This is a genomic window from Microcystis sp. BLCC-F209, assembly GCF_041928595.1.
Classification (GTDB): Bacteria; Cyanobacteriota; Cyanobacteriia; order Cyanobacteriales; family Microcystaceae; genus Microcystis.
Genome location: NZ_JBHFLL010000195.1, coordinates 25,283 through 39,277, shown reverse-complemented (window position 1 = coordinate 39,277; position 13,995 = coordinate 25,283). Strand labels below are relative to the sequence as shown.

At 45.2% G+C, this 13,995-nt stretch carries 12 protein-coding genes and 1 pseudogene; 5 read left to right on the top strand and 8 right to left on the bottom strand.

What is annotated here, in order from left to right:
• A partial coding sequence (locus ACE1AQ_RS12670; protein ID WP_374807877.1) for an RRXRR domain-containing protein occupies positions 1 to 144 on the bottom strand: 144 nt, incomplete at its 3' end.
• A 322-nt stretch (positions 145 to 466) separates the two neighbouring features.
• A complete protein-coding gene (locus ACE1AQ_RS12665; RefSeq protein ID WP_039900553.1) occupies positions 467 to 1,321 on the bottom strand; it encodes a cyanophycinase in 855 nt (284 codons plus the stop codon).
• Between the two features lie 373 nt (positions 1,322 to 1,694).
• Between ACE1AQ_RS12665 and trmD the strand changes: the two genes are divergently transcribed.
• Positions 1,695 to 2,390: a tRNA (guanosine(37)-N1)-methyltransferase TrmD gene (gene trmD / locus ACE1AQ_RS12660; protein ID WP_008206252.1), complete on the top strand. Its 696-nt coding sequence runs from the start codon at positions 1,695 to 1,697 to the stop codon at positions 2,388 to 2,390.
• Between the two features lie 142 nt (positions 2,391 to 2,532).
• Here trmD and ACE1AQ_RS12655 read toward each other — a convergent pair whose 3' ends face one another.
• Positions 2,533 to 2,730 (bottom strand): hypothetical protein, encoded by a 198-nt coding sequence (locus ACE1AQ_RS12655; protein WP_071989087.1) that lies wholly within the window; start codon positions 2,728 to 2,730, stop codon positions 2,533 to 2,535.
• A 193-nt stretch (positions 2,731 to 2,923) separates the two neighbouring features.
• Here ACE1AQ_RS12655 and ACE1AQ_RS12650 point away from each other — a divergent pair.
• Both ACE1AQ_RS12650 and ACE1AQ_RS12645 read left to right on the top strand, forming a co-directional pair.
• Positions 2,924 to 3,045, top strand: a pseudogene (locus tag ACE1AQ_RS12650) (IS1 family transposase); the annotation flags it as partial.
• A 381-nt stretch (positions 3,046 to 3,426) separates the two neighbouring features.
• Positions 3,427 to 4,506 (top strand): PIN/TRAM domain-containing protein, encoded by a 1,080-nt coding sequence (locus ACE1AQ_RS12645; RefSeq protein WP_061433121.1) that lies wholly within the window; start codon positions 3,427 to 3,429, stop codon positions 4,504 to 4,506.
• A gap of 118 nt (positions 4,507 to 4,624) precedes the next feature.
• On the opposite strand, the gene ACE1AQ_RS12640 is transcribed toward ACE1AQ_RS12645, so the two are convergent.
• Positions 4,625 to 4,903: a hypothetical protein gene (locus ACE1AQ_RS12640; RefSeq protein WP_002778592.1), complete on the bottom strand. Its 279-nt coding sequence runs from the start codon at positions 4,901 to 4,903 to the stop codon at positions 4,625 to 4,627.
• 241 nt (positions 4,904 to 5,144) lie between these two features.
• Here ACE1AQ_RS12640 and trmFO point away from each other — a divergent pair, with 241 nt between their 5' ends.
• Together trmFO and ACE1AQ_RS12630 are read left to right on the top strand one after the other, a co-directional pair.
• Positions 5,145 to 6,482 (top strand): FADH(2)-oxidizing methylenetetrahydrofolate--tRNA-(uracil(54)-C(5))-methyltransferase TrmFO, encoded by a 1,338-nt coding sequence (gene trmFO, locus ACE1AQ_RS12635; RefSeq protein ID WP_108936711.1) that lies wholly within the window; start codon positions 5,145 to 5,147, stop codon positions 6,480 to 6,482.
• Positions 6,483 to 6,543: 61 nt separating this feature from the next.
• Positions 6,544 to 7,041, top strand: a complete 498-nt coding sequence (locus tag ACE1AQ_RS12630; protein ID WP_110543050.1) for a 2TM domain-containing protein — start codon at positions 6,544 to 6,546, stop codon at positions 7,039 to 7,041.
• 303 nt (positions 7,042 to 7,344) lie between these two features.
• On the opposite strand, the gene mutS is transcribed toward ACE1AQ_RS12630, so the two are convergent.
• The 4 genes from mutS to recJ form a co-directional block, all read right to left on the bottom strand.
• Positions 7,345 to 9,993 carry a DNA mismatch repair protein MutS gene (mutS, locus tag ACE1AQ_RS12625; RefSeq protein WP_110543054.1) on the bottom strand — a complete coding sequence of 883 codons (2,649 nt, stop codon included), beginning with the start codon at positions 9,991 to 9,993 and terminating at the stop codon, positions 7,345 to 7,347.
• A gap of 148 nt (positions 9,994 to 10,141) precedes the next feature.
• A complete protein-coding gene (apcB, locus tag ACE1AQ_RS12620) occupies positions 10,142 to 10,735 on the bottom strand; it encodes an allophycocyanin subunit beta (protein ID WP_004266814.1) in 594 nt (197 codons plus the stop codon).
• A gap of 98 nt (positions 10,736 to 10,833) precedes the next feature.
• Positions 10,834 to 11,973 carry a glutamate 5-kinase gene (gene proB, locus ACE1AQ_RS12615; protein WP_008206236.1) on the bottom strand — a complete coding sequence of 380 codons (1,140 nt, stop codon included), beginning with the start codon at positions 11,971 to 11,973 and terminating at the stop codon, positions 10,834 to 10,836.
• A gap of 27 nt (positions 11,974 to 12,000) precedes the next feature.
• Positions 12,001 to 13,965, bottom strand: coding sequence for a single-stranded-DNA-specific exonuclease RecJ (gene recJ, locus ACE1AQ_RS12610; RefSeq protein ID WP_110543056.1), 1,965 nt, complete (start codon positions 13,963 to 13,965; stop codon positions 12,001 to 12,003).
• Positions 13,966 to 13,995: the final 30 nt, after the last annotated feature.

Sequence of the window (13,995 nt, the reverse complement as noted above, 5' to 3'; positions counted from 1 at the left end):
TTCATCGGTTAGCTGGACATAGAAAATATCTAAGTCGTTGAATTTACCGATAGCTTTTCCTTCTTTAATCCACCGCCTGGCCCGACTGGGTTTAGTGGGCATCAACGGTTTTCCGTCTTTTGAGATAACAGGAACTCTTGCCATGGAGATAATCCTTAAGAGTGAAGTTAAAGTCCCTTTCCGCAACACAATCAAGATGTCTTGTCTAACAACGCTTTACCAATAAAGCTGAGAGGGAATCCGAACTAGGGAAGTATTCGGAAGTCTGTGCCAGATTGTGTCTCGATGCGGTAGTCTCTACTTGCGTCGCCTAAATTGGTCTAGGCAAGCCCCGTCCCTTTTAGGGCGGGGTTAGTGACGATATAGCTGATGTTCGCTGTTGAGAAGCACAAAGAAGCCGTTGTTTATTGTCTGGTTTTCCGAGATGGGTAAACTGTTCACTATGAACAGTTTTTCAGGAGTTTTTTTACCCTAATTTAGCGATCACTTGGTGTTTTTTGAGATGATAGCCATCACCGTAGGAGAGAATATGCACCCGCAGATTATGCAGACTCAGGGGTTCGTTAGCGGTGACGTGATGGTGGTTGGTGTGAGACATTTCCCTGGCATCAATTACCGTCACTGTACCGCAGCCGATTACCGTCATCGTGCCATCTCGTTCAAACATAGCGCAGGTATCCTCATCGATGCCAATTCCTAAACGTTCGGGATAACCGGAGATAGCGCTCATTAACCGAGCCATGCGGTTGCGATTGTGGAAGTGTTGATCGACAATGACTTCAGGAATGAGACCTAATCCCATGGCCATATCCACTAGGGCCCGATTGGGTGCTTCCCCGCTGCTGCCCCCAGCAATCATGTGATGACCCATAACGGCAGCCCCGGCGCTAGTTCCGGCCAGGGTCAGTTCTCCCTGTTGCACTCTTTGTCTGATCCTTTCCATCAGGGGGGTATCGGAGAGCAAACCGCATAAACGCAGCTGGTCGCCTCCGGTCATAAATACACCCGTACATTCTTCGATGTAGGCTTGAAATTGGGGGTCTTCTCCCTGCACCCGATCGCGAATATCGATAACTTTGACGTATTTTGCCCCCATTTCCTCGAAAATCTTCTGATAGCGATCGCCGATTAACACCGGTTCTCTGGAAGCGGAGGGAACAATAGCGATCACTGCTTCGCTACCCCCGGCGCGATTCCAAAAGGTGTGCAGTATCTCTTTACCGTGGACTTTATCCTCGGCACCTCCAATGACTAAAATCGCCGTTTTGAGAGATACGGGGGTAGGATTTTGGTGGTGTTGGGTTTCTAGCTCGATGATCATGTCACTGAACGAATAGACATTTTTAGGGATGGAAGGTTTTTCGGGAAGATGGACAGGTATCTTGATGTTATTTTCCCTGAACGGTTGACGGAAAAAAATGCGGTTTAGGAATATTTTTGGGGACATCAAGCAATAGTAGAGGCGATTTTAGCAATTTTCTTCGATCCACTGGCAATGACGGACTGTTAGTTAACTTTAAGTCTAGGCTAGACTTCGATCACTCAAGCTAGAGCCAGAAAAACCCCTAGACAGTACAGCATAGTCTATCATGTTATCGAGATAGACTAGCGCAAAATTAGCAAGATTTTAACCGCTCGATCCGTGACAAAATGATACATTTAACACTATTCCAGTCTAGGCCTGAATTTTCCCCGTGCAGTTTGACATCATTACTCTCTTTCCCGATTTTTTTACCTCACCGCTGCAGTCGGGGTTGTTGGCAAAAGCTCTCGAACGCGACATCGCTAGGGTAAATTTGGTCAATCTCCGGGATTTTGCCCACGATAAACACCGTCGCGTCGATGATGAACCCTACGGTGGTGGTGTGGGAATGTTATTAAAACCAGAGCCAATTTTTGAGGCGATCGAGTCCTTAGCAATTTTACCACCCCGGGAGATCGTGCTGATGACTCCCCAGGGGGAACCGCTCAATCAAGCTTTACTGAAAACTTGGGCCGGTAGTTATCGGCAGTTAATTCTCATCTGTGGGCATTATGAAGGGGTAGATGAGCGGGTTTGTGAGCATTTGGTGACTAGAGAGGTATCTTTAGGGGATTTTGTCCTAACTTGTGGGGAAATCCCTGCTTTGGCCATTATTAACGGGGTGACGCGGTTGTTACCCGGGACGGTAGGTAAGGCAGAATCGTTGAAATTGGAGAGTTTTGAGGCGGGTTTATTGGATTATCCCCAATATACCCGGCCCCCGGTCTTTCGCGGTTGGCAAGTACCGCCGGTTTTGCGCTCAGGTAATCATCAGGATATCGCCGATTGGCGCTATCAACAACAACTCGATCGCACTAAGGAACGTCGTCCGGATCTCTGGCAAAAATGGCTAGAGGAAGGGGATTAATCCCCAAAAATGCTGGCGGGGGGAGCGCCGGAGAGGGTAGGGTAAGCTGATCTAATTTGTATAATAACTAGAGGATGGCTGTGCTGAGAGCCTTTTGTCAAGCATAATTGAGATGCTTTTACCCGGCAACCCCTACCGCTATTTATTGAATTTTAACATTTAATTTATAGGTGGCATTGCCGCGAGTTCCCCCTACAATTATTTCATAATTTCCAGTGGCTGGTAATTTTGGCTCTTCGTTACTTGGTATGGTTCGATAGGGGGGGCATAAATCGACTAAATCCTTATCTGGCAAGAGATTTAATTGATTAGTTCGCTCTGGATCGCAAACAATTGACAAAAATTGTGGCAATGTCTGTCTCTATAAGGAATGAACCCCTTATAGAGACAGACATTGCATAAGACAAACCGAAGAACCGATCAAGCTAGAGGTTTAAAGATTGATCGGGTTCCAATTATTTTTATTAATAAATATTTTACACAATTCATACCAGGTAAGCAAGAGGGCTACGCCACCACTACCCAATCATTACCGTCAACGGATTGCTCGGTTGCTGAGAGAGAGTCTATCGTTCTCTAAAAAAATGGAAAATCACGTTGGGGAGCCCTTTGGTACTTTATCCATGACGACAATGCCCAATTAGACAAGGTTTGAGCTATCAACACGACAATAAAATCACTACCACAAATTAAAGCATATCTCCAGAGTTTTGAGTTAAAAGTTAAACTGCAAGTTTTTATTTAGCACTAATGTACTCAATAACTAATTTTTCCCAAAAAATTAGTTAGCCCCCCATTATAACATATAATTAATTTGAAATAGTTGTAATAAAGAAAAATAATCTCCTGTCTCGGAGTCTCCTACTGTAATTTCCTTTATCTTCGTTAAGATGTATTATGGCTGGGGAGAACATCTCCTAGAATGGAGGCAACTTTCCCGACACAAATTAGGAGAGTCCCACGGATATAATGTAAAAGTATCCATACTCATTATTTTCTACCGTCATTCCCCTCTATCCCCTCTGGTATTATCCCCATGCTTGATGCAGTCATAATTTTACTATTCGTCTTCGCTATTGCCAGTATTGGTTATAGTGGTGTGGACTTGCTGCCGGTTACTGTCCAGTCGCAAATCAGCAATATTGAAGCTTTACGCTGGTTATCGGCGGGTTTTGCCTCAATTATTGGTTTAGCCCTTGGTTTAGTTGCCCAAACTACCTATCGTCGTCTAGAAACCCAAGTACGACAAACTCCGATCGAAGTTATTTTAACCCGTTCCGTCGGTCTAGTTATCGGTTTGTTAATTGCGAATCTGATCTTAGCTCCGATTTTCTTCCTACCGATTCCCAGAGAATTCTCGTTTGTTAAGCCGATAATCGCCATTTTAGGCAGTGTTATGTTTTCCTATCTGGGGGTTAGTTTAGCTGATACCCACGGTCGCACTTTTTTGCGTCTGATTAACCCCAATAGTATGGAATCAATTTTAGTGGCAGAAGGAACCCTGCAAGCGGCCGCCACCAAAGTTGTGGACACCAGTTGTATTATCGATGGTCGTATCGAACAATTGTTAGACACGGGATTTATCGAGGGACAGATACTCATTCCCCAATTTATCCTTCAGGAATTGCAACAGTTAGCGGATGGCAGTAACGACCAAAAACGAGTCAGAGGAAGACGAGGATTAGACATCTTAAACCGGATGCAGCAAGAATTCCCCGAGCGCATTATCATTCATCCGGCCGATTATGAAGATATTAGCACCGTAGATGCTAAATTGGTCCATCTTGCCCAAGAAATTAACGCCACCTTGCTCACTAACGATTATAATCTCAGTAAAGTGGCCAATCTGCAAAAAGTCACCATCTTGAATGTCAACGATCTCGCCCAAGCAGTACGCCCGATCTACTTGCCCGGGGATACTTTGGATCTGAAAATTCTCAAAGCAGGAAAAGAACCCACCCAAGGCATCGGTTATCTAGAAGATGGCACGATGGTAGTGGTAGAGGAAGGAAAAGATTATCTGGGGGGAGAATTGCGGGTAGTGGTGACATCTGCACTGCAAACCTCGGCCGGACGGATGATTTTTGCTAAACCCCAAAATTCCCTAATTGCCTAAAGGTAATAAAACCCAAAAAAGCCTCAAATACAGAGCCAGAGGGGATTGTATTTGAGGTATTTTATTTTTTAAGGGAAGTTAAGTCACCAATCGAACTATCTAGCCAATTGATACCTAATTAAGCTGGTTTATTGATTACAGCCATGGACTGACGAGCAAAACCGAAATAACTATCCCAGAATTGTTTCTGACTATCGAGGGCAACTTTGGTGGCGGTTTCTTGGGCGGTTAGGTAGGATTTCACCCATTCTTGTTGATATTCGAGGGATTTAACCAAAGTTTCCGGAAACTCAAACACTGGTGTAGTCGAGGGAAGACCATTACCCCAAGCGGACAGAAGCATTTTCTGCCATTCGGCTAGGTATTTTTGGTATTCCTCAAGATAATTGGTGTTCATAGAAGTCAAACCGCTAACTAACCCATCTGGATGGAGATGGTGAGAAAGTGGGGCGGTGTTGCCACCTTCTCGAAAGCAAAAACCGTGACGAGATAAAATATAATATTCTATCCCTTCCTTGATTATAACCTGAGTTTGTGATCAGCCCCAATCTTTATGCGATCGCCCTAGGCTGGCCCTATTTTTTGGTGACTCGGAACTAACGCTAAAATAATCCTACTCTAGCCATTTTCTCCCAACTATGATCGATCGCCCTATTCATGTAATTGGTGGAGGATTAGCGGGGACTGAGGCGGCGTGGCAGATAGCCCAAGCAGGTATTCCCGTGATCCTGTACGAAATGCGCCCAATTCGCTCTAGTCCCGCCCACCATAGCCAATTTTTAGCTGAATTAGTCTGTAGTAACTCCTTTGGTGCCATGGCGGTGGATCGCGCCACCGGGTTACTCCATGAAGAATTACGACGCTTAAATTCTCTAGTTATTGCTCAGGCCGATCAGCACAGTGTCCCCGCAGGAGGGGCTTTAGCGGTCGATCGAGGGGTCTTTAGTCGAAATTTGACGGAAATCTTGGCTAACCACCCTCTAGTCACCTTAAAACGTCAGGAGATCACGGAAATTCCCCGGGATGGTATCGTCGTTTTAACCACTGGACCGTTAACCAGTGCTGCTTTAGCCGCAGATCTGCAAAATTTTGCCGGTCTGGACTATCTGAGCTTTTTTGATGCCGCTAGTCCGATTATTCTAGGGGAATCGATCGATCGATCGATCGCTTTTCTGGCCTCCCGTTACGATAAAGGTGAGGCCGCCTATCTCAATTGTCCCATGGATCGGGAACAATACCTGCATTTCTGGCAAGAGTTAAAACAGGCAGAACAAGCAGAATTAAAGGATTTTGAGCGAGAAAATGCCAAATTTTTCGAGGCTTGTCTGCCAATCGAAGAATTAGCCAGTCGGGGAGAGGATACCATGCGTTTTGGTCCCCTGAAACCGGTGGGATTAGCGGATCCCAGATATCCGGATCAACGTCCCTACGCAGTTATACAGTTGCGAATGGAAGATAAAGCGGGGCAATTGTGGAATATGGTGGGATTTCAAACTAATTTAAAATGGGGTGAACAAACACGGGTTTTCCGTCTGATTCCGGGGTTAGAAAAGGCCGAATTTGTCCGCATGGGGGTGATGCACAAAAACACCTTTATCAATTCTCCCCAGTTATTATCCTCCAGTCTCCAGTTTAAATCGCGACCGACGCTATTAGCGGCAGGACAGTTAATCGGCACGGAAGGCTATACGGCTGCGGCTGCTGGGGGATGGTTAGCGGGAACTAATGCCGCTCGTTTAGCTTTAGGATTAGAAACGGTGACATTGCCAACCACAACGATGATGGGGTCATTATTTGAGTTTATCAGCAGTGCCGAACCGAAACATTTTCAACCGATGCCGCCAAATTTTGGCATTTTGCCGAATTTTACCAGAAAAATCCGCAATAAACGGGAACGTTACGGTCAATATGCCGAGCGCTCTTTGCAGGATTTAGAAGCATGGATGAATCAGTTAAAAACTCCCTGTCTCGTCTAACTGTCAATCGCTAAATCGATCGCCCATAATAGAGAAGGAACCTATTTCTTTCTCTATCGCTATGCCAAACCCCGATTTTTTCCCTCCCCAATCCTACAGTCAAGAGGATGTGCAGGAAATTCTCTATTTGGCTATCTCCCGTCAAGGGGATAAGGGAGAAATTACCCGTCAACAGTTGTTAGAAATTGCCGACGATTTAGCCATTGAAATTAAAGACTTAGAAGCGGCGGAAAAGGACTGGCAAGAGTCAAAAATGCTCAGTTATAAGCGGCAAGAATTCGATCGCTTTCGTCGCGAGGAGCTAAAAAATAAAACCGTTCGCTATCTGATTATTAATAGTTTTTTTATTATCATTAATTTAATTAGTGCGGGAACAATTTCTTGGGCAATTTATATCTTTTTGCTGATGGGTTTACCTCTTTCTCTTTCCGCTTGGAAAACTTTTCAAAATCAAGGAATTGCCTACGAAGAGGCATTTAAACGCTGGAAAATTAAGGAGGAAATGAAAGAGTCTTTTACCAATCTTTGGACACAAGTTAAAAAGTTTTTACAGTTTTAATAGTGTTGAAAAAGGAAGATTTTTAAGGGGAAAACTCTCTTCTAAAATCGGGCGTTAATTTCGATTTTTTCCCTCAATCCAAGCTTTTGGGGGGTTCTACCCCCCAAACCCCCCGTTGGGGGCGTGGCGCCGCCCCCAAACCCCGGAGCGCATTAGTTTTTCGGTGGGATGCTTACACGCGATTGTTCATATATTTGTACCAGTTTAAGAGTCACTGATAATTGCTGATTATCGGTGTTTCTGCAAAATCGAGATGCAGCCTTTTCGTTAACCACAAAGGACACAAAGTTGAGTTTTCCACGACTACTTACTGTCATCAAAAATATCTAACTGCTGCAGAGAGGGGGAATTATCCGACTTAACCGGTTTAATTTTCTTAATTCCTTGACGCAAACCGATGGCAATTTTACTATGTTTTTCGATTTGACCCATCACCTGCATGGCACGATCGATCACAGAAGCTGGTAAACCGGCTAATCTCCCCGCTTCGATACCATAGGATTTATCCGCACCTCCCGGTCGTACTTGGTGCAAAAATACTATCTCATGGGGTAATTCCTTGACTGTTACCTGATAATTGGCCACATTCTCTAAAATTGAAGCTAATTCGTTCAGTTCGTGGTAGTGAGTGGCGAAAATCGTCCGCGATTGCAGTACCGTGGCTAAATACTCCGCCACAGACCAAGCTATGGATAAACCGTCAAAAGTGGCTGTCCCCCGGCCAATTTCGTCTAGTAATACTAATGATCTGTCTGTGGCGTGATTGAGAATATTGGCGGTTTCGTTCATTTCCACCATAAAGGTGGATTGGCCAGTAGCGAGGTCATCCACAGCCCCCACCCGGGTGAAAATGCGATCGCAGATGGAGATTTTGGCCGACTTTGCTGGGACAAAACTGCCGGTTTGGGCCAACAATTGAATTAATCCCACCTGTCGCAGATAACAACTTTTGCCACTAGCATTGGGACCGGTGAGAATAATCAAGTCGGGGTATTCTAAACCTTCCTGATTGCCCAAATTAATCGAATTTGGCACAAAAAAGCCAGCACCAAGGGATTGTTCCACCACGGGATGACGACCATCTTTAATATCGATAAGACGACCATCGGCGATTTCTGGGCGACAATATCCCTGATAAACGGCGATTTCTGCCAATGCTGCCAACACATCTAAAGCGGCGACTTTTGTGGCTACTTCCCGGATTTCTGGGGAAAATTCGGCCACTTGACGGCGTAAATCGCTAAAAATCTCGTATTCTAATTTATTTAATTCATCTACTGCCGTCAGAATTATATTTTCTTTCTCCTTTAACTCGGTGGTGATATAACGTTCTTCATTGACTAAAGTTTGCTTACGCACATACTCTTTTGGGGCGAAATCAGCTTTACTGCGGGGTAAACTGATATAATAACCAAAAGTTTTGTTATAATTAACCTTAAGATTACTAATACCCGTTCTTTCTTTCTCTGTCGTCTCCAGATTCTTAAACCAATCGATTACTTCCTGATAGTCGCGCCGGAGGGCATCCAATTGGGCATCAATTCCCTCACGAATCACCCCCCCTTCCTTCAGATGCAGCGGAGGAGATTCCACCAGATGCGCTATCACCTGCTGGCCTAATTTTTCTAAATCGGCGGGAATTTGCTGTAAAGCTTTCAAATAGGGCGAATTTCCCGAAGCAACCAAAGCCGCTAAATCGGCTAATTCGACTAAAGATGCCGCTAGGGAAAGTAAATCGCGGGCGTTAGCAGTTCCTGCGCCAACGCGACCGCTTAAACGTTCTATATCGTATATTTCCCTTAATTTTTGCCGAATATCTTGGCGCAAGGAGGGATTATCCTTTAACTCTTGGATAGTATCTTGACGGGCGCGAATACCGCGAGAATCTAAGAGCGGTTGCAGTAACCAACGACGTAAAGCGCGACTACCCATGGCTGTACAAGTGCGATCGATCGCCCATAATAGAGAACCATAGAAGCTACCATCGCGCACCGTTTGGGTAATTTCAAGGTTGCGACGGGTTTGCCCATCTAAAATCAAAAATTCGGAGATAGAGTAGGTTTTTAAAGGTTGTAGGGGGACTTGATTGGCTTTTTGGGTATCTTCAATGTATTCTAATAGGCCTCCGGCTGCGCGAATAGCAAGGGGTAAATGTTCGCAGCCCATCCCCTCTAGGGAACGCATTTTATAGGTGATTAGGAGACGATTTTTCGCCTCTGTGAGAGTAAAGATATTTTGGGGACGGAGAGAATAACAAAAACTATCGGGTAAACAGGGGGGGAGATGGTCGGATTTTTCCCCGGGGCGCAAAATACGGTTTAAATCGGGGGCATTGATGGGAAAAAGGATTTCTGAGGGCTGTAAACGGCTTAATTCTAGGCTTAAAGCCGTTAAATCACTGGCTTGGGTGGTGTAAAATTCTCCGGTGGAGATGTCTGAATATGCTAATCCCCAATTTTCTCCGGTAATCACCACAGCAGCTAGAAAATTATTCTTTTTTGCGTTTAACATTCCCTCATCGGTGAGGGTTCCGGGGGTGAGCAGCTTGGTGATAGCGCGTTCTACGAGTCGTTTTTCGGCGGCTGCTTCCGTTGAATCCTCTACCTGGTCACAAATCGCCACCGCATAGCCTTTTTCCACCAATAAACGACTATAGCGCTCTAGGGCGTGGTGGGGAACCCCGGTCATGGCGACTCTCCCAATCCCTTTACCCCCTTCCTTGCTGGTGAGAACTAATTCTAATTCTCTGGAGATAATCACCGCATCCTGAAAGAAACACTCGAAAAAATCGCCCACACGATAGAGTAAAAGAGCATTGGGATAGGTTTCTTTTACCTCCACATAATGCTGGTACATGGGGGTGAGTTTATCGCGATCGAGTCCGCGATAATCACGATGGGGATCTTTATTGGTAGCCGGTGGTTCTAGGGGAAAATCCGAGGGGAGAGTCATGGGTCAAAGAAAGCTGGACAATGTTTTAATCAACTGTTCCCCTTGCTGCACCTTCCCCACTCCCCTAGGCTGAGAGTGGGTACTGATGCGGGTTAGTTCCATCAAAAATTGAACGGACAAAACCGATAAGCGATAACTGACAACTGCATTATATAGACACTTCGCTTAATTCGCGAGTGAGATGATCAAAGGGTTCAGCAATCAAAGAGGTGTCGGCAATACCCGCCTCAGTAGCCATGGTTTGAATCATTTCGCTCATGATTTGGATACCGCGCACCGTCGGACCGATGGGAACACCGAGGGAATTATAGGTTTCCCGCAGTCCTTGCAGTACCCGCTCATCTAGAACATTAGTATCAGCAGCTACTAGGGCATAACTGGCATAGCGGAGATAGTAATCCATATCCCGCAGACAGGCAGAATAACGACGGGTGGTGTAGGCATTACCCCCGGCGCGGATCAATTCGGGAACTTCTTCAAATAGACGAATCGCCGCCCCACGCACGAGCGCCGCCGAATTAGCGTTAATGAGGGCGGCGGCAGCTAGACGGGCAGTTCCCGAGGCAAAATATTGTTTAAGATTATCGATCGCATCTCGATCGAGATAACGTCCGGTGACATCGTATTTTCTAATCAGGCTAGTTACCGCGTCTCGCATTATTAAGTTTCTCCCAACAGCAATAAAGACATTTTTGAGTTTCGCTTTATTTATAATCTCACAGGGTTGAACTTCGGGGGACATCCCTAGTCTAACTCTCTTGCTTGTCTAACAATTTGTTGTTTTTTTGAGACATTTCTTTACATTTAAGGCATTGGCTGGACCGCCTCTGGGTGGCGGAATTATCCCTGATTAGTCGAGGTGGTGGACGAGGCACTCAAAATGACGAGATTATCCCGATGAATAATGGTTTCTGCGGCCATATAACCTAATAAACTGGCAATACGCTCGGAATGTTGACCTTTAACTCGATCGATCTCCTCACTACTATAATTAACAATTCCCCGGGCCACTTCCCGGCCCTCTTGATCGCACAATTGCACCGATTCCGAGGCGCTAAATTCCCCCTCCACTTTGGTAATCCCGGCCGCGAGCAGAGATTTTCCCCCCTGACAAATGGCTTGAATCGCCCCCGCATCGAGATAGATTTGACCCATGGGCATTAGTCCGTAGGCGATCCAGCGTTTGCGGGCGTTATCACTGCGTTTTTGTGCTTCAAAACGGGTTCCGATCGCCTCTCCTGCCATAATTTTTAAGATATTGCCGGGCTGCCGTCCCCTAGTAATCGCCATTTCCACCCCGGCGCTGGTGGCAATCCGGGCCGCGGCCAATTTAGTCGCCATACCCCCGGTCCCCCACTGACTGCCACTACTACCGGCATCGATCGATAGTTGCGCTAATTCCGCAGGAGTAACTCGGGCAATAGCCGCCGCTTCGGGAAATAGCCGCGGATCGGCACTGTAGAGGCGATCCACATCGGTGAGGATAAATAACCAGTCAGCCTCGATTAAACTGGCTACAAGGGCTGATAAAGTGTCATTATCGCCGAATTTTAACTCATCGATCGCCACCGTGTCATTTTCGTTGACAATGGCAATTACCCCTAATTCAAACAAAGCCTGAAAGGTATTATAGGCGTTGACATAACAGGTGCGTTCCATCAATTCGGGACGGGTCAGCAAAATTTGGGCGATCGGTTGACCAAGACTGGTAAAGAGGTCATCATAGATCCGCATCAGACGACCTTGTCCGACGGCGGCGATCGCTTGTTTGAGGGCGATTTTTTTCGGTCTTTCCTGTATTCCCAGACGACGGCAGCCCACCCCCACGGCCCCAGAAGATACTAATACCACCCGATGACCGGCGGCGCGCAACCGGGTGAGGATTTCCACTAAAGCGGCGATCGTGGATAGGGATAATTGGCCGGTTTCATTATCGGTCAAACTAGAGGTACCGATTTTGATCACTATGGTTTGGTTCATCGTCAAGGCGCTTTTGGGGAGGTGTTGCTAGATAGCCAAAGCTTTGATGGCAACTTTAATTAAAGTATAAAAACGGGGTTCAGTCACGTTGACTTCTCTCGCTTGTTGTCGATTTTTGCCTAATAAACCAATGCGCTGCCCTTTCTGCACGACTAAAATATCGCCCTGTTCATTTTTGATGCGAATCTCGTTTAAATCAACCCAAAAACTACATTGATACATTTTATCTGCGTGCATAAAAATTGCTTTTTTAATATTATCATTTTCTTGGGGTAATCGCACTCCCACTAATTCAATTTCTATGGTTGTATTACCATTCCAGGTATTTTCTTTGAGTTTATAGGCAATATCTAAACGAGTTGGTAAAGGACAATATTCACCCCAACGCCAAGCTAGGGCTTTAATTCTGGTATCATCCCTTTGAGCCAGCAATAATTTTAAATGATTTTTTCCGATGGTTTTCTGTTCCAATACTCGCACGTTAGGAGTCCAAAAAACGGGTAATTCATTCCCAATTCCCCAGGGTTGCAAACTATCAATTTGCTGAAAAAGTTGCAGGTTTATTTGTTTAAAATCAATGATAGTATCAATTTTGATTAAAGGTTTTAATTGTTCTATTTGTAAAATTTTGTGAGAAAATTGACTTAATCTTTGTTTAAATGCTAGTAAATTAGCTGTGGGTAAACTAAAACCACCCGCCATTTTATGACCGCCAAATTTTCCTAATAAATCTTGGCAAAATTGCAGAGCTTCAAAAACGTGAAATTCTTCAATTCCTCTGGCAGATCCGCGAATTTTACCTGGCTCTTCTTCCTCGTAAGTACCGATAAAAACTGGCACTCCGTAGCGTTCCACCAAACGGGAGGCCACAATACCAATTACCCCATGATGCCAATCTTTTTCGACTAAAACTAAAACTCGATCTTTTTGCCAAAGAATCGGAGTTTCTTCCACTAATTTAATCGCTTCTTCTTCAATTTTTTCGCACAATTCTTGACGGGTACGATTAATTTGTTCGCACTGCATCGCTCTTTCTAAGGCAATTCCGGCATCATCGGTGGTTAATAATTCAATAACTATCTGGGGATCACCAATTCTACCAATGGCATTAATTCTCGGCCCCAATTTAAAGCCAATATCATCCGGTTGTAATTGCTTTTGTTCCTCGCTAATTCCCGCTATTTGCATCAGGGATTGAATGCCGACTAATTGGGATTTGGGTAATTTTCTTAAACCCCGTTTTAACCAGCGACGATTTACCCCGATTAATGGGGCTAAATCTGCTATAGTGCCTAGGGTAAATAATGCTAATAATGACTCGGTTAATCCCTGTAATTTACCCATTTTTTGGGCAGTTGTCACCGCTAAAATATAGGCGACTCCCACCCCCGCTAATCCCTGATAGGGAGAGTTAGGGGTTAATAATTTCGGGTTGAGAATAGCGGAGGCATTTGGTAAAATTGGCGGCAGATCGTGATGATCGGTGATAATAACTTTTAATCCTAATTCTATCGCTAGGGCGATCGGTTCGTGAGCGGAAATACCATTATCAACGGTGAGAATCAATCCGACTCCCGACTCGGCAAATTCTTCGACAATGCGCTGATTAATTCCGTATCCCTCTTTCATGCGACTGGGTATGGCATGATTTACCCTAGCGCCAAGATGTCTCAAGGCTCTTAACAGTAAAGATGTACTGGTCATGCCGTCGGCATCGTAGTCCCCACAGATAGCAATTTTATCGCCTCTGGCGATCGCTTTTACTAATAAATTGACACTTTTTTCTAAGTCGGGAAATTCCCCCAGGGGAGAGGGTAAGGTATCCGCTTCAGGATCTATATAAGTTTTAGCTAATTCGGGGGTATCAATACCGCGATTAATTAAGATAGTTGCTAATAAGGATGATAATCCCATTTCTCGCGCTAACCCCGCGATTTTTTCGGGATTAGTCGCGGCAATATACCAGCGTTGGATGGGATATTTGTAGGGCATTTTTTGTTAAGTAAAAAGGTATCTGAGTTG

Excerpts from the sequence above, each read along its gene's own strand:
- ACE1AQ_RS12665 (WP_039900553.1), bottom strand. The coding sequence starts at position 1,321 with ATGATCATCGAGCTAGAAACCCAACACCACCAAAATCCTACCCCCGTA.
- apcB (WP_004266814.1), bottom strand. The coding sequence starts at position 10,735 with ATGTCCCCCGAAGTTCAACCCTGTGAGATTATAAATAAAGCGAAACTC.
- proB (WP_008206236.1), bottom strand. The coding sequence starts at position 11,973 with ATGAACCAAACCATAGTGATCAAAATCGGTACCTCTAGTTTGACCGAT.
- mutS (WP_110543054.1), bottom strand. The coding sequence starts at position 9,993 with ATGACTCTCCCCTCGGATTTTCCCCTAGAACCACCGGCTACCAATAAA.
- ACE1AQ_RS12630 (WP_110543050.1), top strand. The coding sequence starts at position 6,544 with ATGCCAAACCCCGATTTTTTCCCTCCCCAATCCTACAGTCAAGAGGAT.
- ACE1AQ_RS12640 (WP_002778592.1), bottom strand. The coding sequence starts at position 4,903 with ATGAACACCAATTATCTTGAGGAATACCAAAAATACCTAGCCGAATGG.
- trmFO (WP_108936711.1), top strand. The coding sequence starts at position 5,145 with ATGATCGATCGCCCTATTCATGTAATTGGTGGAGGATTAGCGGGGACT.
- ACE1AQ_RS12645 (WP_061433121.1), top strand. The coding sequence starts at position 3,427 with ATGCTTGATGCAGTCATAATTTTACTATTCGTCTTCGCTATTGCCAGT.
- recJ (WP_110543056.1), bottom strand. The coding sequence starts at position 13,965 with ATGCCCTACAAATATCCCATCCAACGCTGGTATATTGCCGCGACTAAT.